The following is a 21497-nucleotide window of genomic DNA, read 5'->3' on the forward strand; positions in this document are numbered from 1 at the left end:
AATGAGCACCCGTCATCGCCCGCCGGTTGAGGCCCGCGTCTACGTCCCCGCCCCCGGCGAGGCGTCCGACGTCGAACCCATGCCGGCGGGCGATGTCACTGAGGGCGTAGTGCGGGTGGGCGGCACCATCCGCCGCCCGCACCAGCCGCAGTCCCTGGCCGTCGCCGCCTACCTGGACTGGCTCGAAGACGCCGGATTCGAGGGCTCGCCGAGGTTCCTGGGCCGCGACGCGGAGGGCAGGGACGTGCTGACCTTCCTGGCCGGACAATGCGCCGGGCCCGTCCCGGAGGCCTGGGTCCAGTCCGAGGAACTGCTGGCCTCCGTGGCCCGTCTGGTCCGGCGGCTGCACACGGCCTCGGCCGGTTTCGTGCCGGCCGCCCATCCGTTCCCGCCCCGCGTCCCGGCGGGCGCGGTCAGCCAGGACCCGGCAGAACTCGTTTGCCACCTTGACGTCACCCCGCAAAACGTCGTCGTTCGGGACGGACTGGCCGTCGGGCTGGTGGACTTCGATCTCGCCGGCCCCACCACGGCCTTCAAGGATTCCTTCAACGCCGCGTCGCACTGGGCACCGCTCCGGAACCCGGCCGACGCGTGGCCGGGATGGGAAGCCACCGACCCGTTCCGGCGGCTCCGGATTTTCGCCGACGCCTACGGCTGGCGCGATGCGGAACGGCGGGCGTTGCCGTCGTTCGGAATTGAGGCGGCCGCACTGAGCTACGAGCGGATGGAGCACAACGCGAGGGTCCTCGGCGGCGGCTGGGCCCGGATGTGGAACGAGGGCGTCGGCGGCATGATCCGCCGCCGCGGCGCCTGGCTGGAGGCCAACGCGGACCGGTTGCTGGACGCTCTTACGGGGCGATGAAGTCCGCGTTCGAGAAGGCGACGCCAAGGGTGACGACCACCAGGACCGTCATGGCAATCGCGGCGTAGCCCAGGACCAGCCCCGCGATCGCCATGCCCCTGCCGGCCGGCTCGCGGTTCAGCGCGAGGTGCCCGAGGACGACGGCGGCCAGCTGCGGGAGCAGGAAGAAGCCGAAGCCCAGGAAGGATGCGATGCCGCAGCACAGACTCGCGATGCTCAGGGCTTTCGGGGCGGCCGACACGCCGTAGTAGTTCGGCTGGCCGTAGGCATCGGCGTACGGGCCTGCCGGCGGCCCGTAGCCGCCGTAGTGGCCGGCCGGCTGCCCGGGATGCGGTGCCAAAGGCGGCATAGGGGGAATATGGCCGTCGGCACCGTACGCCGGGCTCCACGGCGGCTGGTCCCCGCGCTGGGCCTGATCGTGCCTGGTCTGATCGGTCATCGTGTTCCCCTCTGACATGTGTCCCTTCAGATTACCGCCGCAGGGTTTTCCCGGCCGGGGGCACGGCGTCACAGCGGCCCGATTCCGGCGAAACCATGTTGCCCTGGGCCCAGCGTCTGGCATGCTGGAGCCATGGCTAGCCGCGCGGGCACAGTTGCCCAACCCCAAGACCTTGTTGACCTCACTGCGCTCCTCGACGCGTACTACGACGTCTCGCCGGATCTGGGCGACCCCGGCCAGCGGGTGGCGTTCGGAACCTCCGGGCACCGGGGCTCCAGCCTCAAGGCCTCGTTCAACGAGCCCCACATCCTCGCCATCACCCAGGCCATCGTGGAATACCGCGCCGGCCAGGGCATTACCGGTCCGCTGTACCTCGCCAAGGACACCCATGCCCTGAGCGAACCGGCCCAGAACTCGGCCCTGGAGGTCCTTGCGGCCAACGGCGTGCACGTCCTGATCGACGCCCGCCACGGCTACACGCCGACGCCTGCCCTGAGCCACGCCATCCTGACCCACAACAACAACTCGCCCGCTGGCGCGCCGCAGGCCGACGGGATCGTGGTGACTCCCAGCCACAACCCGCCCGGCGACGGCGGTTTCAAGTACAACCCGCCGCACGGCGGCCCGGCCGACACCGATGCCACCGGCTGGATCGCCAACCGCGCGAACGAACTGCTGGAGAACGGCCTGCGCGGGGTCAAGCGGGCCCCCATTGCCGAGGCCATGGCCGCCGGCACCACGGGCAAGTTCGATTTCCTGTCCAGCTACGTCGATGACCTGCCGTCCGTGCTGGACCTGAACGCGATCCGCGACGCCGGAGTCCGCATCGGTGCCGACCCCATGGGCGGCGCGTCCGTAGACTACTGGGGCGAAATCGGCGAACGCCACCACCTCAACCTCACCGTGGTAAACCCGACCGTGGACCCGCAGTGGGCCTTTATGACGCTGGACTGGGACGAGAAGATCCGGATGGACTGCTCCTCCCCGTCGGCGATGGCGTCCCTGATCAACCGGATGGCTGTTGGTGCGGACGGGTCCGCACCCTTCGACGTCGCCACCGGCAACGACGCCGACGCCGACCGGCATGGCATCGTCACGCCAGACGGCGGCCTGATGAACCCCAACCATTACCTCGCCGTCGCGATCGACTACCTGTACCGGCACCGCACCGGCTGGAACCCCCAGTCGGTGATCGGTAAGACCCTGGTGTCCTCCTCCATCATCGACCGGGTGGCCGAAAGCCTGGGGCGGAAGCTCGTCGAGGTGCCGGTGGGCTTCAAGTGGTTCGTGCCGGGACTGCTGTCCGGCGAGGGAGCCTTCGGCGGGGAGGAATCCGCCGGCGCCTCGTTCAACAAAATGGACGGCAGCGTCTGGACCACGGACAAGGACGGCATCCTGCTGGCGCTGCTGGCTTCCGAGATCACGGCCGTCACCGGCAAGTCGCCGTCGCAGCTCTACAAGGGCCTCACGGACCAGTTCGGAGACCCCGTGTACGCCCGCATCGACGCCGCCGCCACACGGGAGCAGAAGGCCGCACTGGGCAAACTGTCGCCGTCGGACGTCACCGCGACGGAACTGGCCGGCGAAACCATCACTGCAAAGCTGACCGAGGCGCCCGGCAACGGCGCGGCCATCGGCGGCCTCAAGGTGGTCACCGAGAACGCCTGGTTCGCGGCCCGGCCCTCCGGTACCGAAGACGTCTACAAGATCTACGCCGAGTCCTTCAAGGGCGCGGACCACCTCCAGCAGGTGCAGGCCGAAGCCAAGGCTCTGGTGGACGGGGTGATTTCCTAGCCGGTTCCCGGGCCGGAGGCGCCGCGGGCTCCGGCCCGGAGGCTCAGGCCGTCTGTTCCTCGCGGAGGCTCGTTGCCAGGACCGACCGGTCCCGGCCGAGCGTTTTGGCGTGGTAGAGCGCGGCGTCGGCCGAGGCGATTAGGGCCTTCAGGTCGACGCGGCCGGGGCCGGTCGAGGCGATGCCGTAGCTCACGGTGGGAAGCCGGGCCTCAACGTCCGGCTGTGCTTCCTGCAAGCGGCCGCTGATGATGGCCGCCATTTCGCCGGCGCGCTCCGGACTGACGCCCGGCAGGAGCAAGACGAACTCCTCGCCGCCGTAGCGCCCCACGAGGTCGGTGGAGCGGACCGAGGCCGTGCACGCGGCAGCGAAGGTCTGCAACGCCACGTCTCCGGCCGCGTGCCCGTACTGGTCGTTGACGGCCTTGAAGTGGTCCAGGTCCGCCAGGACAAGCGACGCCGTGGTGCGGGCATTGCCCAGGCGGCGCAGTTCGTTCTCCGCCAAGTCCATGAAGGCGGTGCGGTTGAGGAGCCCGGTAAGGCCGTCCACCGTGGCGCGCGCCCGAAGGTCCCGGGTCAGTTGTTCGTTGCTCAGCTCAGCCATGGTGAAAGACGCCAGCACCAGGATCATCGAGGTGAGGAGCGTCGTCACAACCGAGCCGAAGTAGGCGACGAACACCGCCCCTTCCGGGCCGTCGATGAGAAAGGCGGTCAGCCGGCCGGCGTAGAAAACGGCCAGGAACGCGGAGCCGTAGGCGAGGGGGCGGTGCACGCGGGAGTAGTCGACGTCGAGCACGAAGAGCTCCCGGGACGAGAGGCCGAGCATCAGCCCCATCATGCCGAGCATGACCGCGCCGCCGGACCAGTTGTTGGTTGCCGGATGGTCCAGAATCGACAGGACACCCGTCAGGGCCGGACCCGCCAGCATGGCCCACACCTGGGAGCTTTGGTTGCGCAGCGACCGAGCGCCCGCCCACATGGCCACGGCCCCGCCAACCAGCAGGGTGTTGCCCAGCGGGTTGGCCCACGCCTGGTAGACAGTACCGTCCAGCAGATACGACGCCGATCCGGTGAGGAAGAGCAGCAAGGCGGAGCACCACCATCCGCTGAAAGGGGAACGGGTCCGCCTGTAGGTGATGAAGTAGAACAGGCAGAGCAGCGTCAGGGTCACTACGGCCAAGGCGACCCGCAAGGTGGAGGTGTCAAGCATCATCCTGTGGTTCCCCCAGCACGCACCTCGTGACCCCGGTAGTTGTCGGTGTCAGTCCCAATTTGACCCCAAGTATTGCACCTCGGATGGCAAATGAAGAGGTTCGTTCACAGTGTGGCCTCCCAGAGCCGCAAAAGCCGCCTCGTGGCGTGCCCGCCGTCGGGAGCCATGTCCACCAGCGCGACCCGGTCCAGCTCCACGTGATCGCCCGCCCTGGGCGCTTTCTCGCCCCGGTGGGAAACATGCGGACGGAACCCCGCCATGGTGTAGCCGGGCGTGGCGATCCGGCCCGGCAAGGCTTCGACCGCGCGCACGAGAGCCTCATGAAGTGCCTGAAGCGGGGCACTGGCCTCGATCAGGCTGACCGGGACCGAGCCGCCGCGACCAAAGCCTGCCTCGCCGCCGACGGTCAGGACGCTCCCCAGGGCGGCCCGGACCGGCGCGTCCATAAGCGCCGCCACGCGGGCGGCCAGGGCATCCCCCGCGACGGCGGCAGCGTCGCCGCCGTTATCTCCGCCGCCGGGCTGCCCTTCACCGGGCTGCCCGACGACGTCGAACTTCACCAGGGTGATGTGCAGCGGCCAAGCGTCGCGGGGGAATTCCATTCCCTCGGTCACCGGCTCCAGGAAAGCGACCACAATCAGGTTCCGCATGGGCATAGTCTGCCACTGCCCACCGACGCGGTCGCGTGCCGCCGGGTTAGACGGTGCGGACCACGTCTTCGTAGGCGAACTTGGGCTTCGGGGCACCCCAGGCGTTCTCGGCGGCCTGGCCGATGTTGACCACCATGAAGCTCTTCTGGCTGCCGTCCGGGAAGAACGCGGCATCGATCTTGCCGAAGTCGGCGCCCGTCATCGGTCCGGCCGAAAGCCCAAGCGAACGGACGGCCAGGATGAAGTAGCCGGCCTGGAGGTGGGCGTTGTTGTTGCCGGTGGCCGCGGCGAGGTCCGGGGCGGCGTCGTACATGGCCTTGGGGGCGTTGTAGCCGGGGAGAAAGGTATCCCACTGCTCGTGCCAGGCAGTGTCGGTGCTGAGGACCGCAACCAGTGGCGCGGTCGCGGTCTTGGCGCGGTTCCCGGCGGACAGGGTGTCCACCAGAGCGGCGAGGGCCTCGTCCGAGCGGACATAGGTGACACGCAGGGGCTGCGAGTTGAACGCGGTGGGACCGAACTTGGTCAGCTCGTAGATGGCGCGGGCCTGCTCGTCCGTGACCTCCCCGGTAAAGGCGTTGGCAGTGCGTGCCTGGGCAAAGATGGCGTCCACCGCTGCGGCGTCGATTACTGCTTCTTCATGGGCGATGGTCATTCGCGTCCCTTTCGCTGGGCTCGCCCCGTCCGGGGCGCTTCTGCTGTCCCTTGGTTCAACAGGGTTTCCGGCCACCAGCTTCCCGGCCCGTGGCGTGACCTCGCCCACAGCGGGCCGGCTGCGGCGCCGTAATTTCGGCGATTAGACGCGGTCGGGGCGCCGGTTTCAGGGTTATTTGCCCGCCCTCACCGTAGTGTGGCGCGCTCGGCCGACGTCGAGTTCCTCCGGAAAGGTCTCCCAGTGCCGGAGCGGCGAGAAGAGGACCGGCAGCGCCGAGGTGGCCGCAATGATGGCCGACGCCCAGAGGACGGTGGCTTCGCCCGCAAGCAGCGCGAGGAAGCCGCCGGCGAGGCTGGCCACGGGCATCACGCCCAGGGTGACCAGCCGGTAGCTGGACATCGCCCTGCCCATGAGGTCGGCGGGGACGAGCCGGGCCACGATGCCGGCACCCGCCAGGCCGTTCAGCACCACGAAGTAGGACCAGCCGAAGCCGGAGAGCCCCACCCAGAACACCGCCGGCAACGCCAGGTCGGGGGCTGCGGGAACCAGCAGCATAGAGCAGGCGCCGGCCAGGCTGGCGATGAACTTGGTCCTGCCGATTCCGAGGCGGCGGGTGATGCTGGTGGCCATCAGGGAGGCCGCCAGTCCGCCGGCTGCGGATACGGCGCCCAGCGCGACGACCTGGTCCACCGGTATCCGGAGGGCATTGAGGACAAAGACGACCTTTGCGCCGGCTCCCCACATACCGGCCGCGTTGACCAGCGCAATCGAGCCCATCAGGGCCCGGACGATCGGGTGCCCCAGCGTGAAGACCAGCCCGTGGCGCGCCTCCGCCCAGAATCCCGTTGGCCCAGAGGAGCGGACGGACCGTACCTCGGGCAGCCCGCACGTCACCGCGGCGGAGAACAGATAGGCCAGGCCCGAAATCGCCAGGAGGACCGGCGCAGCGGCGATCCTGATCAGGACACCGGTGACACCCGGGGCCGCGACGGCAAGGCCGCTCTGGACCGTCTGCACCCGGGCGTAGCCCCGCGCGAGCTGGTCTCCCGCCAATAGCGTAGGCATCACCGCCGACTGCGCCGAGGTAAAGAAGACGTCGGCGGCACTGATGACGGCGGCGACGAGGAAAAGGTGCCAGAGCTGCAGGGCGCCCGCCGCAAAAGCCAGGGGCACGGTCAGCACGACTGCGGCCCGGACCAGGTTGGCGCCGATCAGGACCGGCTTACGGGGCCAGCGGTCCACGAGGACGCCGGCCGGGACGCCGAGGACCAGGAACGCCATCATGCCGAGGGCGTTGAGAATCCCTGCTTCGAAGGCCCCGGCGCCGAGGACGGCCACGGCAACAACCGGCAGCAGCGCACGGGCGACGTCGTCGCCGATCCCGTCGCCGATGCCTGCAATGAAGAGCCATCGGAATGGTCCGCGCAAGAGCGGCCCGGCGGGAGTGGCGTCCGGGCCCTGTCTTTTGCCGGCGGGACGGCTACGCTGGGAGCCAGGCGATGTGCGAAAGGTCACATGCGAGGGTGTCAGGTAGCACCTGACGTTGTCAACGCCGCCGCGCACCAAGGGGCAAAGATGGTCGACGTCGATTCGGGACAGCGCTATTGCTCGTTCTGTGGCTGCGCCGCGACCCGGGACCGGCGGCTCGTGGTTGGTCCGGGCATTTCGATCTGTGAGCACTGCGTAGGCGCCGCCAGGGATCTGCTGGACGCCCCCGCGCAGGCTGACGGGGCCCGCTCCCTTGGGCCCGCTTGGGAGCAGTTGAGCGATGAGGAACTCCTGGCGCAGCTGCCCGAAATTGCCCTCCTCGGCTCCCACGTCGAGGAGCAGCTACGGCACTGGGTCGGCGCCGCCAGGGGAAGAGACATCAGTTGGTCCCGGATCGGCGCCGCCCTGGGTATTACCCGGCAAACCGCTTGGGGACGCTTCAAGACTGTCCCCTGAGCCGGACGTTGCCGGCGATCAGGCGCCGTCGTACTGCAGCGAGGACGAGAGCTCACGGTGCGCATTGGCCTGGTCGAGGAGCTCGGCGGCCTTCCGCTCAGCGGTCTCGACGGCGTCGGCTCCGGCAAGGAATCAGCCTCCGGCCGGGCGATCCGGGGGAAGGCCGTGGGCGCCGGCGCCCTCCGACGTGCTGGGCGGGGCGGGTTGAGCGAGTTGAACTGCGATGTCGTCAGTCCAGCCGTCGATGGCCGCCCAGTCCCGCAAGTCTCCAAAGCGGCCGCCGGTGAGGCGGAACAGGAGCCTGAGCGGCGTCGGCATCTGGCCGGCCTCGTAGACACCCGAGAAGACTCTGTGGCCGCGAAGTGGAATGTGCTGGAACTGGCTTCGCTCCAGGCGCTGCTGTTGGAGTAGCGCGCCGCGCTTGCGAAACGGCTTTGGCAGGGCGTCGGACATCCCCACGCTAAACGCCCAGACGCGTCGCTTGGCCAGTTCCTGCGCCTGGTGTTCGAGGAACAGCAAAGCCGGGGCCAGCCATGCTTGGTTGTGAATAGCACTGCCGACCACGACAGCCTCGTAGTCCGAGACAGACTGGACCTCTTCCACGGACCGGCACTCGACCTCGCCCAGCGCAACAGCCAAACGTTCGGCCACGTGGTGGGCTATCTCCCGGGTCGACCCAAGCGCACTTGCATAGGCAACGAGAACCCTCATGGTGAACCTCCTACCTTCCTCGCTCCAGTCTCTTGGAAGCCGGGCCGATCAGGACCTGCCATAGGTCCCGCCGTGGGCCAGCGCGGGTGTAGGCGCGCCGACGAGCACGACTGTCCCTGGCTGGGGCTCCCCATAATGTCTGACCCTCGCGGTTGAATTGGGTTATGGGAATCGGTGCAGCTCTCATCGCTCGTCCGGCCGGAAGGCCGGGCGGTGATGGACGCGGCGTAGCCCCTAATTTTGATGGGGTCCTTGGCCGACTTCAGGACCTGTGCGCGACGGCGGTCGCGGACTCGTCACTGCTGGACTTTGGCGAGGCATCGGAGTTGGCCGGCCAAGTCGAGGAAATCTCCCGGGCCGTGGAGTACCTGCAACTGGTTGCCGCGGGGGCCGTGGACCGCACCCGCAAGGAAGCCGCCGCTGCCGGCAGTGCCCCGGTGCTCGATGACGGCTACCGCAAGAGCTCCGAGTTTCTGCGGGACCGGTTGCAGATCAACGCCGCCGAAGCCCACCGGCGCCTGTCCCTGGCCGGGGACGTGCTGCCCCGCACCGGGATGACCGGCCAGCCGCTCCCTCCCGTGCACGAGGAACTCGCCGCCGCCGTAGCCGGCGGGTCCGTGCCGTCCCGGTCCGCGACCATCATCACGCAGGCGCTGGGCCGGGTGCGGTGCGTCTGCGACGCGGAGACGGCCGCCCGGATGGAACACGCCCTGACCCGCACCGCGGCCGAGCACGACCCGGACTTCCTGGCCCGGATCGCGAGGCGCTGGGTGGACGCGATCGACCAGGACGGCGCCGAACCCTCCGAAGAACTCCTCCGCCAACTCCAGGGCGCCTTCATCCGCAAACCCCGCCACGGCCTGCAGCACCTGGAAATCTTCGCCACCACCGAACAGTTCGAACATCTCCTCACCGTGATGAACACCGCCACCAACCCCCGCACCACCAGCGCGGACGGTGGTGCCGACGGCGGCAGCGAGAGCGCGGCGCCCGGCGGTGACACCGCCGCGGACGCGGAGGCGGGCACTACAGCGGACGGGTTCGTGCCGACCCAGCTGGACCGGCGGTCCCGGCCGCAGAAACTCCTCGACGGCCTCGTCGGCGGCTGCAAAGTCGCCCTCGCCTCCGGCGGGCTGCCCGCCGCGGGCGGACTCCGGCCCCAGGTCATGGTCACCATCGACTACCGCGACCTCCTCGACCGGCTCCGCAGCTACGGGGACACCGTGGAGGCCGGCGCGCCCGGCCGGACCGACACTGCCAGCACCTACCCCGACGCGGCCGGACAAATCGCGGGCACCGGCCCGTTCGGGTTCACCGGCACCGGGACAATGGCGTTCACCGGGCCCGTCACCGCCGCGACCATCCGCAAAATTGCCTGCGACGCCGACATCATCCCCGTCCTCCTCGGATCCCGTGGCCGGGTCCTGGACATCGGCCGCACCAGCCGCATCTTCCCGCCGCACATCCGCAAAGCCATCACCGCCCGCGACCAGGGCTGCGCCTTCCCCGGCTGCACCATCCCCGCACCCTGGTGCGAAGCCCACCACATCGACTACTGGTCCCGCGGCGGCACCACCAGCACCGACAACGGAACACTCCTGTGTTCCCACCATCACCACCTGATCCACAAAGAACAATGGACCATACAGCCCCGCAACGGCATCCCGTGGTTCATCCCGCCACCCCACCTCGACCCACACCAAACACCGCGACGAAACCACTACTTCAGATCCTGATCGGCGCCTCCGACCGGGCGGGTAACGGGCAGTTGCGCCGGCGTCTCATGCGCCGTCTGCGCCGACGTGCATAATCCCCGGCGGTCGCGGCTCAAGTGGGCCGGCGAGCGGCGCGACCGTTCCACCGGCCGGTCTGTCACGGTGCATGTTCGGCCGGGAGCCATCCCACGCAGCCGCCTGTAGAGTTAGCCCTTCAAAGCCGGAACGCAAACCCGGCATGGCGGCACGGAGGGCATGATGAACGAGAAATTGCATCTCACGCCGGACGATGGCTTTCCCGAGGACCTGGGCGAAGTCGCAGATCAGCAGTTGCAGGTACTGGATAGCCAGATCCAACGCCAACTCGATTACGAGGTCGTTGCGGAGGGCGAGCCGAACCCGGAGACGGAATTCCGGCACTACGAGCTCGACGAAGAGTTCCAATCCCGCGAGGATCGCTAGCGCCGCCAGCGGTACGGGGTCGTCGTGGACACCCGGACCAGGCCGTAGCGCTCCAGAATCGGCCGCGAATATTCGGTGGAGTCGCTGTGGATGAGCTTCTTGCCCAGCAACACCGCCGCGCGCGCCCGGGCCGCGGTCACCGCGCGGTAAATCCCCCGTCCGCGCCACTCTTCGCGCGTTGCTCCGCCCCAGATGCCTGCGAAGTCCGTGTCCGGCACCGGCTCAAGGCGCCCTGCACTGACCACCACCCCTTGATGTTCCGCCACCCACAACTCCATCCCGTCGGCGTTGGCCATCCGGCGGAGGATCGTTTCGGCATTTCCGTCCGAGACGGGACTGCCAAAGACTTCGTCCTGCATGGCGCTCATGGCCCGGACGTCGGATTCCTCCGTCACGCGGCGTAGGCTCACTCCGGTCGGCAGGGCCACGTCGACGTCGAGCGCGCTAGCTGCCCCGATCATGACCGACTCGGTCTCGTCCGGCTCAAATCCGTTCTCCAGCAGTGCCTCGAGGAGCCCGGGCGCATGATCGTGGCCACGGGTCTTCCATTCAACCCGCACGATGTCCGGGTTCGCGCGGTAGAACGCCGCGGTTTCCGCCACCCACCCCGCGATCGTTCCTGCGCTGGCTCCGGCCAGGTCCTGATAGGTCACGAATCCGCGGCCGCCGGCGAAGGTCACTAGCCGCAGGGGGCCCAGCCGTTCGACGGCGACCGCGCTGGGGGTCTCGGCATCGGTCCGGAGCTGCTGGTCGTAGGCCGCAAGGAACGTCGAAGTATCCATCGGAACTCACGGTACCGCGCCAACCCGCCCAGTCGCCGACACTGATCTGGCCGTGGTCCTGCTCATGTTGGCGGTTGTTGTCCCAGCTTGGCTAGCGTGGCTGTTCCACAGGGCGAGGACATTCAAGAGACAACTCCAGCTAGCCCATCCCGGAGCGCTCGTCGTCGACACCTTCTGGACAGGGCGCGAACTCGGGAGATTCCTCAAGAAAGCCCCACTGACGTCGAAGGCAAAGGGCACGGGATACATCCTGGACCTGGTCGCGGACGCCCGCGGGCTTCAACTGGTCAGAAAACGACGACGATCCGTCCACTTCGGACTCGTGCCGTGGGAAAAGTCAGTGAGACACTGCGGAGGCCGCTGGAGCGCCGCCCCATGCTGGTCATTGAGATTGAATCTTGGGGCACCCCGTTTGTCGCAGCCATTCGCCTGGTGCCTTCCGGGAGGCAGAACCGGGAAAGTGGAATGGCTCTCGCCGAAATGATCCTCGCGAAGAGGCCCCTCGTTCCTGTCCCGAAGAACCGTGCACAGTCAAGATCTGGCTCCAAGAATGAATATGCTGGCTTTTTGGTTGAGATCTCGGAGATCTGAAGAGAATCGCGTCATTGCCGTGGATAGGGTGACTGGCATGGAACCAGTTCTGAACTTCGTACGGCGTTGGGGCGCCCCCGTGGCGGCCGTCATCTTTTTCTCCTTGTGGTGCGTGGGCGAATCCGGGCGGATGGGAGGATCCTGGCTGACTTGGTCAGGCAACTGGCCGCTGGTGCTGATGACGTTGGCAGTGGCCACTGCCTGTTGGAAACCGCTGGTGTCCCTCGGGTTCACTGTGGCGCTCCTCGCCGGTCAGCAGAGCCTGGCATTGCCGGCGATGTACGCCAATCACTGGGCCATCTATCTGGGCTCTTTCATAGCCCTGGGCTTCACTCTGTGGACCGCAACGCCCCGGATGCGGTACATCGCGGCGGCCGCCAATCTGGTGTTCATTGCGCTTATGACCTACCTGATGCTCTCCTGGCGGTACGGCGGAGGGGTCGGCTGGTTCCTGCCCATGTATTACGGCGACAGACCCATGTTCCTGCGGTACGGCTGGCAACTCTTCGCGCTCCTGCTGCTGATCGCCGGGGCCTGCGCCGCCGTCGGTCTCTTGCTGGCGCTTTACCAGGAGCGGGGAAGCCTATTTCGTGCCCGGGAACTGGACCGGAACAGCCTGCAGGAAGCTGAGATCGACCTGATCGTGGAGCAGGAACGAACACGTATCGCCCGCGATCTGCACGATGTGCTCGCCCATTCCCTGGCGGTCATCGCCGCGCAGGCCGACGGTACCCGCTACCTGAGCAAGGACCAGCCCAAAGCAGTTCTCAACGCTTTGGACACCATCGCCCGGTCGGCGCGCAGCGCGCTCGTGGACGCCCAGCGCGTCATCGAGGGGGTCCGCGATGACGGCCTGGTGACACCCCAGCCGCGTCTGAGCGACATTCCGGCTCTCATTGAAGGCATGCAGCGGGGCAGTTTGAAAATCCACCCCAGCGAATCCGGGGCACCCGTGGACCTCTCCACAGGACAGCAGGTGGCAGTGTTTCGCATCGTGCAGGAATGCCTCACCAACGCGCTCAAACACGGCGGCCGCGGCACCGACGTCCGGCTCCACTTCGATTGGAGCGGGCCGGGCCTGACCCTGCATGTGGCCTCGGAAATAGCCCCCGCCGGCCAGGAACACGCCGCGGATACGGCCGCGCCCCGGGCCGGGCGCGGGCTTCCCGGTATGCGCGAACGCGCCCACCTTGCCGGCGGATGGCTGACCGCCGGCCCGGACGGCGAAAGCTTCCGGGTGACGGTCTTCATCCCCTACGGAACCCGGGATCTGAGGGCATGGGAAGAGACCGCCGGCGCGGAGGCCGGAGACACCTTCAGCGCCGCGTCCGGGGCCGAACCTGAGCTGGTGCTGGCCTCACGGGGCTTTGCCCTGCCGGCGGAGGCGACCGGGAAAGCGGACCATCATGGCTGATACCGGGTCGCGCATCTCAGTTGCCCTGGTGGACGACCAGCCGTTGTTCCGCGCCGGTATCCGCATGCTCATTGAGAGCCAGGAGGACATGGAGCTTTGCGGAGAGGCCGACGACGGGGAGCAGGCAGTTGCGCTGGCAAGCCAACTTCGCCCCGACGTGTTGCTGATGGACCTTCGCATGCCGGTCATGAACGGCATAGAGTCAACCAGGCGCATTGTTCAGAGCGCTGCGGCTGGCGGCACCGACAAGCCGAAAATTATAGCGTTGACCACCTTCAACAGAGACCAGGCAGTCGTCGAGGCTGTGCAGGCCGGCGCAAGCGGTTACCTGCTCAAAAGCGCCGAACCCGAGTTCCTTCTAGCAGCCATCCGCACCGTCCACTCCGGGTATTCGGTCATCGCACCGGGATCCATCCACTCCCTTTTTGAACATGCTGCCCGCAATGCGCCAGCGCCTGGCCCGGACCTATCCATCCTCAATGTCCTGTCGGCGCGGGAACGGGACGTGTTCCTGCTCGCGGCCAAAGGACTTAGCAACGGGGAAATGGCGGAGAGCCTGTTCGTCTCCGAAGCGACCATCAAGACGCACCTGCGCAGCGTCTTGGACAAGATGGAGCTCCGCACCCGGCTTCAGTTGATCGCCTTCGCCCACGAGCGCCGCCTCCTGGGCGCCTGAAACGTTAGGCTCGGTCCATGGCAACCCTCGATGACCTGGCCGACGTCAGATCCGCCTATGACACGGTCGCCGAGGATTATGCGGCGGCGCTTCCGGACACCAGCTTCGAGGCCCCTCTTGACATGGCCATGATCGACGACTTCTGCGCCCGGCTTCTTGCCTCCCCTGGACGCAAAGTGATCGACGCCGGCTGCGGTGCCGGACGCCTGAGCGTCCACGTCAACGACGCCGGACTGGACGTCACGGGAGTAGATCTCTCACCGGGGATGATCCGGACGGCGCAGCGGAGCCACCCCGGGCTCGCCTTCGAAGTCGGCGAGCTGACGGATCTCCCGGCAGCAGGCGCAGCCGCGGACGGCATCCTCGCCTGGTACTCGATCATCCACTCTTCCCCGTCCGAGCTGCAGCCCGTCGCTCGCGAGTTCTGGCGGGTGCTCAGGCCCGGCGGCGTGGCCCTCCTTGCCTTCCAGGCCGGCAGCGGACACCGCACCCTCAAGCGCGCCTACGGGCACGACGTCGAACTGCGGGCGGAGCTGCATTCCCCCGACGACGTCGCGCTCCAATTCACGGAGCAAGGCTTCGTGCTCGAGGCGCAACTTGTTCGTGCCGCACGGGCGACTGAAAAACACCCCCAGGCAATGCTTCTGGTGCTCAAACCGACCGCGGCCACCGGAGCGCCGTCGGCCCGTTAGTCCCCTTCGGCGGGCTGTCCGATGCTGATCCAGTACCGCCAAACCTTGTCGGCTCCGGAGTTGCGGCTCCTCTCGCGCACTCCGCCCTGGCGCTCGATCGTTGCCGCCGAGGCGAAGTTGCCAGCCGCGCAGATCAGTAGAACGCGGTCCATCCCGGTCCGACGCGCCTCCTCGACCATCTGTCCAAGCGCCCAGGTTCCCAGGCCGTGGCCCCGGGCGGAGGGCCGGATTCCGTAGCCGATGTGCCCGGCCCGTTCCACGGAGCTGTTGCCCTCGTGCCGCAGCGCGATCCCGCCGAGCACTAATTCGCCCTCGATGATCCAGCGGTAGGTGCAACGGGCCGATTCCGCGGCCAACCGTCCCAGCCACACCTCGAAACCCGCCGGAGACTCGACGTCGTCTTCCGGTAGCAGCCCGAAGCCATCCTCGTGGAAGCCTGGCCCCCACTCCGCATGCGACGCCAGCCAGGCCGCATGCAGGCGTTTCGCCGGAGCAGTCAGGACAGGCATTCCGCAACTATATCGACGCTGCTCCCGCGCCGGATGCGTCCGGCCGGCGCGGTAAAGTGGCACCCGGAAGATTCCTTCCCGGTCCCGCCACACATTCTTGAAAGGCTCGCTGCAATGAGCATGCTCGGCACCAAATGGAAGATCCACGGAAACGGCAAGTCCATCCGCCCCGGCGAGGTCGTCAGGCCGGATGAGCGCCTAGCGTGGCCCCTGACCATCGGCGTGGGCATGCAGCACGTCGTCGCCATGTTCGGCGCCACCTTCCTGGTCCCGATCATCACGGGTATGCCGCCCGCCACCACCCTGTTCTTCTCCGGCATCGGCACCCTGCTGTTCCTCGTCATCACCAAGGGCCGGGTGCCCAGCTACCTCGGCTCCTCCTTCGCCTTCATCGCTCCGATCATGGCCTCGCAGCAGCAGTACGGGATCCCGGGCGCCCTCGGCGGCGTGGTGCTGGCCGGCGTCGGGCTGGCCATCATCGGCGCCGTCGTGCAGAAGTTCGGCGCGGGCTGGATCAACCGCCTGATGCCGCCCATCGTGACCGGCGCGATCGTGGGCCTGATCGGCCTCAACCTCGCCCCGGCGGCCAAGAAGAACTTCGACGCCGCCCCGATCACCGCCCTGATCACCCTCGCCGTGATCATCGTCGTCAGCGTTTCCTTCCGCGGCATCCTGGGCCGGCTGAGCATCCTGGTCGGCGTTGTGGTGGGCTACCTCGTCGCCGTAATCCGCGGCGAGGTCAACTTCGCCAAGGTCGACGCCGCCGCGTGGGTCGGGCTCCCGCACTTCCAGACCCCCGAGTTCCACCTCGGCGTCGTCGGTCTGTTCGTGCCGGTTGTCCTGGTGCTGGTGGCGGAAAACATCGGCCACGTGAAGTCGGTGTCCGCCATGACCGGGCAGAACCTCGACGGCGTTTCCGGCCGCGCGCTGATGGCCGACGGCGCCGCGACCGTCCTCGCCGGTCTGGGCGGCGGCTCGGGCACCACCACCTACGCAGAAAACATCGGCGTTATGGCCGCTACCAAGGTGTATTCGACGGCGGCCTACTGGGTGGCCGGCGTCTTCGCCGTGGTGCTGAGCTTCTCGCCGAAGTTCGGCGAACTGATCGCCACCGTCCCGGCCGGTGTGCTCGGCGGCGCCGCCACCATGCTCTACGGCATGATCGGCGTCCTGGGCGTGAAGATCTGGGTCCAGAACAAGGTGAACTTCTCTAACCCGATCAACCTCACCACCGCCGCAGTGGCCCTGATCGTCGGCATCGCGGACTACACCTGGACGATCGGCGACCTGAAGTTCACCGGTATCGCGCTGGGCTCCGCGGCTGCCCTGGTGATTTACCACGGCATGAAGGCCATCGCGAAGGCCCGCGGCACCGTGGCCGAGCCGGAAACCGAGGACGCCGCCCCGGTCGCTGCCGTCAAGGCCGCCGTCAACGCCGCCGCGAAGCGGGCCCCTAAGAAGCGTCGCTAACCAGCCTTAGCAACGGCGCAAAAAAGGCTGGCGTCCTCCCACCTTCCGGTGAGAGGACGCCGGCCTTCTGCGTACCCGCGTCGTTTTAGCCGGCGTCGAATGACTCCGGGTCGTCGCTATCGTGGTCCTTGGGCGTCTTTTCGTCGGGCAGGTCCGTGCCGCTGCCGTCCGGGATGCCGGCGGCGTCCTGGCCGGATTCCGAGGAGAAGGGCCGGCCCGGCTCGGGTTCCTCCGTGTTGGAAGCATCCATCTCGGCCTCCGAGGAGGGCGCCGCGCCGCCACTTTCCGCCGCGGCCCCGTTGCCCTGCTCGAATCCGGCTTCGCTGCGTTCGTTTTCCGCGCTCATCTGTTCCTCCGTTCCTCCGAAGCGCCCAGCTCCGGGTTCTCCTGCACTGTCGTGGTCTTCTGCGCCGAACCGGCTAAGGTCCGGAGCGCCCGCCGGGTACGTCTCGCCGTCCGGGCTGTCCTGGTTGAGGCCCGCGGCGTCGAAGGCCTCTTCTTCGCGCGGCTGGGCGAACGTCTTCTCATCTCCGCCCGGCATTTCCTGCTCCGCCGTGGGCGTTCCGCAGCCGCCTGCTTCTTCCTCAACGGTGCGTCCGTGCTGGTTTTCCTGAGTCATGTCGTTCCTCCTGCTTTCTCGCACTCGGTCGTTCGAATCTGGATGGTCGGATCGTGAATGGTGGATCTCAGAGGCCCTTGCCGCCGGTCACGGGCAGAACGGCGCCGGAAATGTAGGAGCTGTGATCGGACGCCAGCAGCACATAGGCCGCGGCGAGTTCCGCCGGCTGTCCGGCCCTGCCCAGAGGCGTGTCCTGGCCGAAGCTGGGGAGCTTGTCCGGCCATTCGGTCGCCGGGATCAACGGCGTCCAGATGGGCCCCGGTGCGACGGCGTTGACCCGGATGCCCTTTGGCCCAAGCTCCTGCGCCAGGGCTTTGGTGAACGCCACCTGGGCCGCCTTGGTCATGGCGTAGTCGATGAGTTCCGGCGAGGGGTTGAAGGCCTGGATTGACGCCGTCGTGATGATGGACGCGCCGGCCGTCAAGTGCGGCGCGGCTGCGCGGGCGGTCCAGATCAGGGAATACAGATTGGTCTTGAAGACACGGTCAAACTCATCGGTGGTCAACGACTCGAAGCTGTCCCGGTTCTTTTGGTACGCGGCATTCAGGACCAGGACGTCGAGCCGTCCAAACTCGGCCAGCGTGTCCAAGACAATCCTGGACGCGAATTCCTCACTGCGCCCGTCACCCGGGAGCAGGAGCGCTTTCCGGCCTGCTTTCCGGATCCACGCGGCGGTGTCCTGCGCGTCGTCCTCTTCTTCGGGGAGATAGGAGATGGCGACGTCGGCCCCTTCTCGGGCGAACGCGATGGCCACCGCTTTACCGATTCCGGAGTCCCCTCCGGTGATGAGCGTTGCCTTGCCTTCGAGGGCGTTGCTGCCCTCGTAGCTGTGCTCACCGTGATCCGGCGCGGGGTCCATGGGCGCTGTCAGCCCGGGCTGTTCCTGGACCTGTTCGGGGAAGGGCCCGGTGTGGTAGCCGGCCCGGGGGTCCTTCGGCTGGTCCTGCTTAGAGTCGCTCAATAGTCCACCTACCCAAATGTGTCGGTTTTCCTGTTTCTCCACCGTACCCGAAAATCGTCAGTAAGCTTAGTACCACGTTTTGATCCACGTTTTGATCCACGTTAGGAGCCCTGACGCCGGGCGCCGGGGAAAAAGGCGGCACTGACAACGGCCTTGATCCTGCTGCCGGTCAACGCGCACCGCAGGCTCTTCCGCAGGGGGCTCAAGGAAACCCTCGGGGCGAGCGCGGACCGCATCGCGAAGGTGGCTCTGGGCGGCGTCGCCCTCCTGAGCGTGGGAACCTCGGCGCTGGTCTTCGACGTGGTGGCTGGACGGGGCGCCGGGCTTACGGCCGGCGGCGCACTGCTCGCCATATTGTTGGCGTTGCTGGTCCTGATTCCCAACCGGCTCCGCCGTCGGGACGGTCGGGGCTAAGTCATGGCCGCTACAGACGGTCAGACCATCTATCCAGGTTGAGGGGCATCCAAGCCCGTGGCGGAGCCGCACTGCGAGACCGGCGCCCAGCACCGGCTCGCCTAGTCCGCGGGGCGGTCCTTGCCCTCGGCGGGGCCAGCCGGCGGCTCCTGGCCCTCGGCGGGCTCATAGGTGTGGTCGAACGGCATCTGGTTGAGGTCAAGGTTCTCGTTGGAGTCCTGTCCGGCCACGAGCTCGTGGGCTTCCTCGATCGTGTCGACGCTCGGCATCGACCCCCTCAGTGGCTTACCCGCTGTCTCCGTGATGAAGTACACCGCCACCGCCCCGATCGCCGAGGTAGCCATCAGGTAGTACGCTGGCATCATTTCGTTGCCGGAGGCGGCAATCAGCGAAGCGATGATGAATGGTGCCGTGCCGCCGAAGATGGCCACGGCGAAGTTGTAGGCGATGCCCATGGCGCCGTAACGGCTCTCCGTCGGGAAGAGGGCAGGAAGCGCCGAGGCCAGGTTGGCCACGTAAAACGTCAGCGGAAACGCGATCAGCGCCAGGCCCAGCAGCGTCGACCAGATGGCGCCGATGCCGATCAGGAGGAAGGCCGGGGCGGCCAGCACCACCGTGCCCAGCGAGCCGATCCAAAGCACCGGCCGCCGCCCGATCCGGTCCGAGAGCCGGCCCGTCAGCGGAATCGCGGCTGACATCAGGACCAGGATCGGAATGGTCAACAGGGTGCCGTGAAGCTCGTCATAGCCTTTGTTGGAGGTCAGGTACGTCGGCATGTAGGACGTCAGCGCGTAGCCGACCGTGTTCGCCGCGGCCACCAGGATCATGGCCAACAGGATTCCGCGCCAGTGCGACGCGAAGATGGCCACCGGGCCCTTGGTTTCCGTGGCCTCCCCTGCCGGAGTGCCGGCGGCCTGCGCGTCGAGGCTGGCCTGGAACGCCGGGGATTCCTCGATCTTCATCCGGAAATAGATGGCGATCAGGCCCAGCGGACCGGCAATCAGGAACGGGAGCCGCCAGCCCCACGCCTCCATCGCATCGCCGCCGAGGGTGACCTGCAACAGCGTTACCAGCGCCGCGCCGATGGCGAAGCCCATGTAGCTGCCCAGGTCCAGGAAGCTCGCGAAGTAGCCGCGTCGGGCGTCCGGGGCGTGTTCGCTGACGAAAGTGGTGGCGCCGGCGTATTCGCCGCCGGTGGAGAAGCCCTGGATCAGCTTGGTGGCGACGAGCAGGACGGCGGCCCAGATTCCGAGCACGGCGTAGCCGGGCAGCAGCCCCACCACGAAGGTGGAGGCGGCCATGATGATGAGGGTCATCGCGAGGACCCGCTGGCGGCCGATCTTGTCGCCCAGCCAGCCGAAGAACACCCCGCCCAGCGGCCGCGCCACGAAGGTGGCGCCGAAGGTGCCGAGCAGGAACAGGTTCTGCACCGTCTTGTCAGCCTCGGGCAGGAAGACCGGGCCCATGGTGGTGATCAGGTACCCGAACACGCCGACGTCGTACCACTCCATCGTGTTTCCGACGATGGTGCCGCTGAGGGCCTTGCGCATGACGCGGCGGTCAACGACGTTGATGTGTTCGACCTCGAGCCGGCGCTCCTGGAGCCTGGGCCGGCGGGGGCTGTTGCGCTTCATGGACATCTTGCTCTCCTGGGCGGGGCCACGGTATTGCGCGTGGCCCTGGCAGGGAGTCACGGCCCCCAATTGAAGCCAGTTTAACGTCGAAGGCACGCCGGGAACAGGGTCGGACCGCCGGTAGCCCCTTTCCGGGTTAGGCCCCTTCGAGTACCTGGCTGGTGGTCCACGCCAGGTACTTCGCGGCTTTCGCGATCGCCTCGGCCGGGCTTGGCGCCGTGTCCAGCAACTGGGCGGCCGCGACCACCCCGTGGCGGGCCAGGTCCTCCGGCGTCACGAGGATCCGGCCGGCGACCATAATCACCGGGATGCCCCGCGCGTGGGCGGCGTCGGCCAAGGCAATCGGCGCCTTTCCGGTCAGCGACTGGGAGTCCAGGGAGCCCTCCCCCGTGATCACCAGGTCCGCCTCGGCGAGCTTTTCGGCCAGGCCGGTGAGCCCGGCAACGAGTTCGAAGCCGCCTTCCAGCGCCGCGTTTGTGAAGGCCAGGAACGACGCCGGGAAGCCACCGGCCGCGCCGGCGCCCGGGACGTTGACATCCCGGCCGCTGGCCTGCCGCAACACCGACGCCCAGTTCCGCAGCCCGGCGTCGAGCACTTCCATGGCCTCCTCGTCGGCGCCCTTCTGGGGGCCGAAGACATGGGCCGCACCGTCGGGCCCGTACAGCGGATTCTGCACATCCACGGCGATCCGGAACTTCACGGCGGCCAGCCGGGGGTCCAGTCCGCCAAGGTCAACGGCGGCCACGTCGGCGAGCGAGCCGCCGCCGAGGGGCACCACGTTCCCGGCAGCGTCCACGGGCTTGAGGCCCAGTGCGCGCAGGGCGCCGCTGCCGCCGTCGCTCATGGCCGAGCCGCCCACGCCGAGGACAATTTCGGTCGCACCGGCGTCGAGCGCGGCCGCGATCAGCTGCCCGCATCCGTAGCTGTGTGCGCGCAGGGCGTTGGCGGGGGTGGGTTCCATGTGCGCGAGCCCGGACGCCTGCGCCGTCTCGATGACGGCGGTTGCGCCGCCGAGCGCGTCCTGGCGGATGGCCCAAGCCGCGCCGATCGGGGCCAGGATGGGCCCGACGACGGCGTTCAGGCGCTCCTCGTACCCGGCGGCGAGAGCGGCCTCCAGGGTGCCTTCGCCGCCGTCGGCCACCGGGAACTGGACGGTCTCGGCTTCCGGGTAGACCCGCAGGGCTCCCTCGGTCATTGCGGCGGCGGCTTCGGCGGCGGTCAGGGAGCCCTTGAACTTGTCCGGGGCGATCAGGATACGCATGGTTCCATCCTGCCAGCCGGCACCGACTTTCCCAC

General features: G+C 67.9%; 21 protein-coding genes and 1 pseudogene. 10 read left to right on the forward strand and 12 right to left on the reverse strand.

What is annotated here, in order from left to right; all coding sequences use genetic code 11:
- Position 1: 1 nt before the first annotated feature.
- Entirely contained in the window at positions 2-862 is an 861-nt protein-coding gene (locus ACZ5Z0_RS08905) for a phosphotransferase (RefSeq protein ID WP_464108091.1), read from the forward strand.
- Here the strand turns inward: ACZ5Z0_RS08905 and ACZ5Z0_RS08910 are convergent.
- Complete coding sequence (locus tag ACZ5Z0_RS08910; protein WP_464108092.1) at positions 849-1301, reverse strand: DUF4190 domain-containing protein; 453 nt, start codon at positions 1299-1301, stop codon at positions 849-851. The genes ACZ5Z0_RS08905 and ACZ5Z0_RS08910 overlap by 14 nt on opposite strands.
- Positions 1302-1433: 132 nt before the next feature.
- Between ACZ5Z0_RS08910 and pgm the strand changes: the two genes are divergently transcribed.
- A complete protein-coding gene (gene pgm / locus ACZ5Z0_RS08915; RefSeq protein WP_464108093.1) occupies positions 1434-3095 on the forward strand; it encodes a phosphoglucomutase (alpha-D-glucose-1,6-bisphosphate-dependent) in 1662 nt (553 codons plus the stop codon).
- Positions 3096-3138: 43 nt separating this feature from the next.
- Here the strand turns inward: pgm and ACZ5Z0_RS08920 are convergent, their stop codons facing one another.
- The 4 genes from ACZ5Z0_RS08920 to ACZ5Z0_RS08935 all read right to left on the reverse strand — a co-directional run bounded on the left by ACZ5Z0_RS08920 (position 3139) and on the right by ACZ5Z0_RS08935 (position 7035).
- On the reverse strand, positions 3139-4305 hold the full coding sequence (locus tag ACZ5Z0_RS08920; protein ID WP_464108094.1) for a GGDEF domain-containing protein: 1167 nt from the start codon (positions 4303-4305) through the stop codon (positions 3139-3141).
- A gap of 104 nt (positions 4306-4409) precedes the next feature.
- Positions 4410-4955 carry a 2'-5' RNA ligase family protein gene (locus ACZ5Z0_RS08925; RefSeq protein WP_464108095.1) on the reverse strand — a complete coding sequence of 182 codons (546 nt, stop codon included), beginning with the start codon at positions 4953-4955 and terminating at the stop codon, positions 4410-4412.
- A gap of 46 nt (positions 4956-5001) precedes the next feature.
- Positions 5002-5607: a malonic semialdehyde reductase gene (locus ACZ5Z0_RS08930; protein ID WP_464108096.1), complete on the reverse strand. Its 606-nt coding sequence runs from the start codon at positions 5605-5607 to the stop codon at positions 5002-5004.
- Positions 5608-5778: 171 nt separating this feature from the next.
- Positions 5779-7035, reverse strand: a complete 1257-nt coding sequence (locus ACZ5Z0_RS08935; protein ID WP_464108097.1) for an MFS transporter — start codon at positions 7033-7035, stop codon at positions 5779-5781.
- A 147-nt stretch (positions 7036-7182) separates the two neighbouring features.
- Here ACZ5Z0_RS08935 and ACZ5Z0_RS08940 point away from each other — a divergent pair, with 147 nt between their 5' ends.
- Positions 7183-7551, forward strand: a complete 369-nt coding sequence (locus ACZ5Z0_RS08940; protein WP_464108098.1) for a ClpX C4-type zinc finger protein — start codon at positions 7183-7185, stop codon at positions 7549-7551.
- 132 nt (positions 7552-7683) lie between these two features.
- On the opposite strand, the gene ACZ5Z0_RS08945 is transcribed toward ACZ5Z0_RS08940, so the two are convergent.
- Positions 7684-8262: a flavodoxin domain-containing protein gene (locus ACZ5Z0_RS08945; RefSeq protein WP_464108099.1), complete on the reverse strand. Its 579-nt coding sequence runs from the start codon at positions 8260-8262 to the stop codon at positions 7684-7686.
- Positions 8263-8426: 164 nt separating this feature from the next.
- Between ACZ5Z0_RS08945 and ACZ5Z0_RS08950 the strand changes: the two genes are divergently transcribed.
- Positions 8427-9998 carry an HNH endonuclease signature motif containing protein gene (locus tag ACZ5Z0_RS08950; protein ID WP_464108100.1) on the forward strand — a complete coding sequence of 524 codons (1572 nt, stop codon included), beginning with the start codon at positions 8427-8429 and terminating at the stop codon, positions 9996-9998.
- Positions 9999-10232: 234 nt separating this feature from the next.
- Positions 10233-10439, forward strand: a complete 207-nt coding sequence (locus ACZ5Z0_RS08955) for a hypothetical protein (RefSeq protein WP_464108101.1) — start codon at positions 10233-10235, stop codon at positions 10437-10439.
- On the opposite strand, the gene ACZ5Z0_RS08960 is transcribed toward ACZ5Z0_RS08955, so the two are convergent.
- Positions 10436-11221, reverse strand: a complete 786-nt coding sequence (locus tag ACZ5Z0_RS08960; protein ID WP_464108102.1) for a GNAT family N-acetyltransferase — start codon at positions 11219-11221, stop codon at positions 10436-10438. The two genes, ACZ5Z0_RS08955 and ACZ5Z0_RS08960, sit on opposite strands and share 4 nt — an antisense overlap.
- A 628-nt stretch (positions 11222-11849) precedes the next feature.
- Between ACZ5Z0_RS08960 and ACZ5Z0_RS08965 the strand changes: the two genes are divergently transcribed.
- The 3 genes from ACZ5Z0_RS08965 to ACZ5Z0_RS08975 are packed head-to-tail and all read left to right on the forward strand — an operon-like array spanning position 11850 to position 14594.
- Positions 11850-13226: a sensor histidine kinase gene (locus tag ACZ5Z0_RS08965; RefSeq protein WP_464108103.1), complete on the forward strand. Its 1377-nt coding sequence runs from the start codon at positions 11850-11852 to the stop codon at positions 13224-13226.
- Positions 13219-13902, forward strand: a complete 684-nt coding sequence (locus ACZ5Z0_RS08970; protein WP_464108104.1) for a response regulator — start codon at positions 13219-13221, stop codon at positions 13900-13902. Before ACZ5Z0_RS08965 ends, ACZ5Z0_RS08970 begins: the two co-directional genes overlap by 8 nt.
- Before the next feature lie 17 nt (positions 13903-13919).
- The gene (locus tag ACZ5Z0_RS08975; RefSeq protein ID WP_464108105.1) at positions 13920-14594 is read left to right on the forward strand and encodes a class I SAM-dependent DNA methyltransferase; all 675 of its coding nucleotides are present in this window, start codon (positions 13920-13922) and stop codon (positions 14592-14594) included.
- Here ACZ5Z0_RS08975 and ACZ5Z0_RS08980 read toward each other — a convergent pair.
- The gene (locus ACZ5Z0_RS08980; RefSeq protein ID WP_464108106.1) at positions 14591-15103 is read right to left on the reverse strand and encodes a GNAT family N-acetyltransferase; all 513 of its coding nucleotides are present in this window, start codon (positions 15101-15103) and stop codon (positions 14591-14593) included. The two genes, ACZ5Z0_RS08975 and ACZ5Z0_RS08980, sit on opposite strands and share 4 nt — an antisense overlap.
- A 114-nt stretch (positions 15104-15217) precedes the next feature.
- Between ACZ5Z0_RS08980 and ACZ5Z0_RS08985 the strand changes: the two genes are divergently transcribed.
- Positions 15218-16573: a uracil-xanthine permease family protein gene (locus tag ACZ5Z0_RS08985; RefSeq protein ID WP_464108107.1), complete on the forward strand. Its 1356-nt coding sequence runs from the start codon at positions 15218-15220 to the stop codon at positions 16571-16573.
- An 85-nt stretch (positions 16574-16658) separates the two neighbouring features.
- Here ACZ5Z0_RS08985 and ACZ5Z0_RS08990 read toward each other — a convergent pair whose 3' ends face one another.
- A complete protein-coding gene (locus tag ACZ5Z0_RS08990; protein ID WP_464108108.1) occupies positions 16659-17192 on the reverse strand; it encodes a hypothetical protein in 534 nt (177 codons plus the stop codon).
- Positions 17193-17259: 67 nt separating this feature from the next.
- On the reverse strand, positions 17260-18153 hold the full coding sequence (locus ACZ5Z0_RS08995; protein WP_464108109.1) for an SDR family oxidoreductase: 894 nt from the start codon (positions 18151-18153) through the stop codon (positions 17260-17262).
- Between the two features lie 135 nt (positions 18154-18288).
- Between ACZ5Z0_RS08995 and ACZ5Z0_RS09000 the strand changes: the two are divergent.
- Positions 18289-18567 (forward strand): annotated as a pseudogene (locus ACZ5Z0_RS09000) (DUF6328 family protein); the annotation flags it as partial.
- A gap of 101 nt (positions 18568-18668) precedes the next feature.
- Here the strand turns inward: ACZ5Z0_RS09000 and ACZ5Z0_RS09005 are convergent.
- Both ACZ5Z0_RS09005 and ACZ5Z0_RS09010 read right to left on the reverse strand, forming a co-directional pair.
- Positions 18669-20207, reverse strand: a complete 1539-nt coding sequence (locus ACZ5Z0_RS09005) for an MFS transporter (RefSeq protein WP_464108110.1) — start codon at positions 20205-20207, stop codon at positions 18669-18671.
- Positions 20208-20337: 130 nt separating this feature from the next.
- Positions 20338-21462: a glycerate kinase gene (locus ACZ5Z0_RS09010; RefSeq protein WP_464108111.1), complete on the reverse strand. Its 1125-nt coding sequence runs from the start codon at positions 21460-21462 to the stop codon at positions 20338-20340.
- Between the last annotated feature and the right edge of the window lie 35 nt (positions 21463-21497).

The organism is Arthrobacter sp. T2-23, assembly GCF_055398325.1.

Bases quoted from the DNA above. Each gene is read 5' to 3' on its own strand.
- ACZ5Z0_RS08905 (WP_464108091.1), top strand. From the start codon at position 2: ATGAGCACCCGTCATCGCCCGCCGGTTGAGGCCCGCGTCTACGTCCCC.
- ACZ5Z0_RS08910 (WP_464108092.1), bottom strand. From the start codon at position 1,301: ATGACCGATCAGACCAGGCACGATCAGGCCCAGCGCGGGGACCAGCCG.
- pgm (WP_464108093.1), top strand. From the start codon at position 1,434: ATGGCTAGCCGCGCGGGCACAGTTGCCCAACCCCAAGACCTTGTTGAC.
- ACZ5Z0_RS08920 (WP_464108094.1), bottom strand. From the start codon at position 4,305: ATGATGCTTGACACCTCCACCTTGCGGGTCGCCTTGGCCGTAGTGACC.
- ACZ5Z0_RS08925 (WP_464108095.1), bottom strand. From the start codon at position 4,955: ATGCGGAACCTGATTGTGGTCGCTTTCCTGGAGCCGGTGACCGAGGGA.
- ACZ5Z0_RS08930 (WP_464108096.1), bottom strand. From the start codon at position 5,607: ATGACCATCGCCCATGAAGAAGCAGTAATCGACGCCGCAGCGGTGGAC.
- ACZ5Z0_RS08940 (WP_464108098.1), top strand. From the start codon at position 7,183: ATGGTCGACGTCGATTCGGGACAGCGCTATTGCTCGTTCTGTGGCTGC.
- ACZ5Z0_RS08945 (WP_464108099.1), bottom strand. From the start codon at position 8,262: ATGAGGGTTCTCGTTGCCTATGCAAGTGCGCTTGGGTCGACCCGGGAG.
- ACZ5Z0_RS08950 (WP_464108100.1), top strand. From the start codon at position 8,427: ATGGGAATCGGTGCAGCTCTCATCGCTCGTCCGGCCGGAAGGCCGGGC.
- ACZ5Z0_RS08955 (WP_464108101.1), top strand. From the start codon at position 10,233: ATGATGAACGAGAAATTGCATCTCACGCCGGACGATGGCTTTCCCGAG.
- ACZ5Z0_RS08960 (WP_464108102.1), bottom strand. From the start codon at position 11,221: ATGGATACTTCGACGTTCCTTGCGGCCTACGACCAGCAGCTCCGGACC.
- ACZ5Z0_RS08965 (WP_464108103.1), top strand. From the start codon at position 11,850: ATGGAACCAGTTCTGAACTTCGTACGGCGTTGGGGCGCCCCCGTGGCG.
- ACZ5Z0_RS08970 (WP_464108104.1), top strand. From the start codon at position 13,219: ATGGCTGATACCGGGTCGCGCATCTCAGTTGCCCTGGTGGACGACCAG.
- ACZ5Z0_RS08975 (WP_464108105.1), top strand. From the start codon at position 13,920: ATGGCAACCCTCGATGACCTGGCCGACGTCAGATCCGCCTATGACACG.
- ACZ5Z0_RS08980 (WP_464108106.1), bottom strand. From the start codon at position 15,103: ATGCCTGTCCTGACTGCTCCGGCGAAACGCCTGCATGCGGCCTGGCTG.
- ACZ5Z0_RS08985 (WP_464108107.1), top strand. From the start codon at position 15,218: ATGAGCATGCTCGGCACCAAATGGAAGATCCACGGAAACGGCAAGTCC.
- ACZ5Z0_RS08990 (WP_464108108.1), bottom strand. From the start codon at position 17,192: ATGACTCAGGAAAACCAGCACGGACGCACCGTTGAGGAAGAAGCAGGC.
- ACZ5Z0_RS09005 (WP_464108110.1), bottom strand. From the start codon at position 20,207: ATGTCCATGAAGCGCAACAGCCCCCGCCGGCCCAGGCTCCAGGAGCGC.
- ACZ5Z0_RS09010 (WP_464108111.1), bottom strand. From the start codon at position 21,462: ATGCGTATCCTGATCGCCCCGGACAAGTTCAAGGGCTCCCTGACCGCC.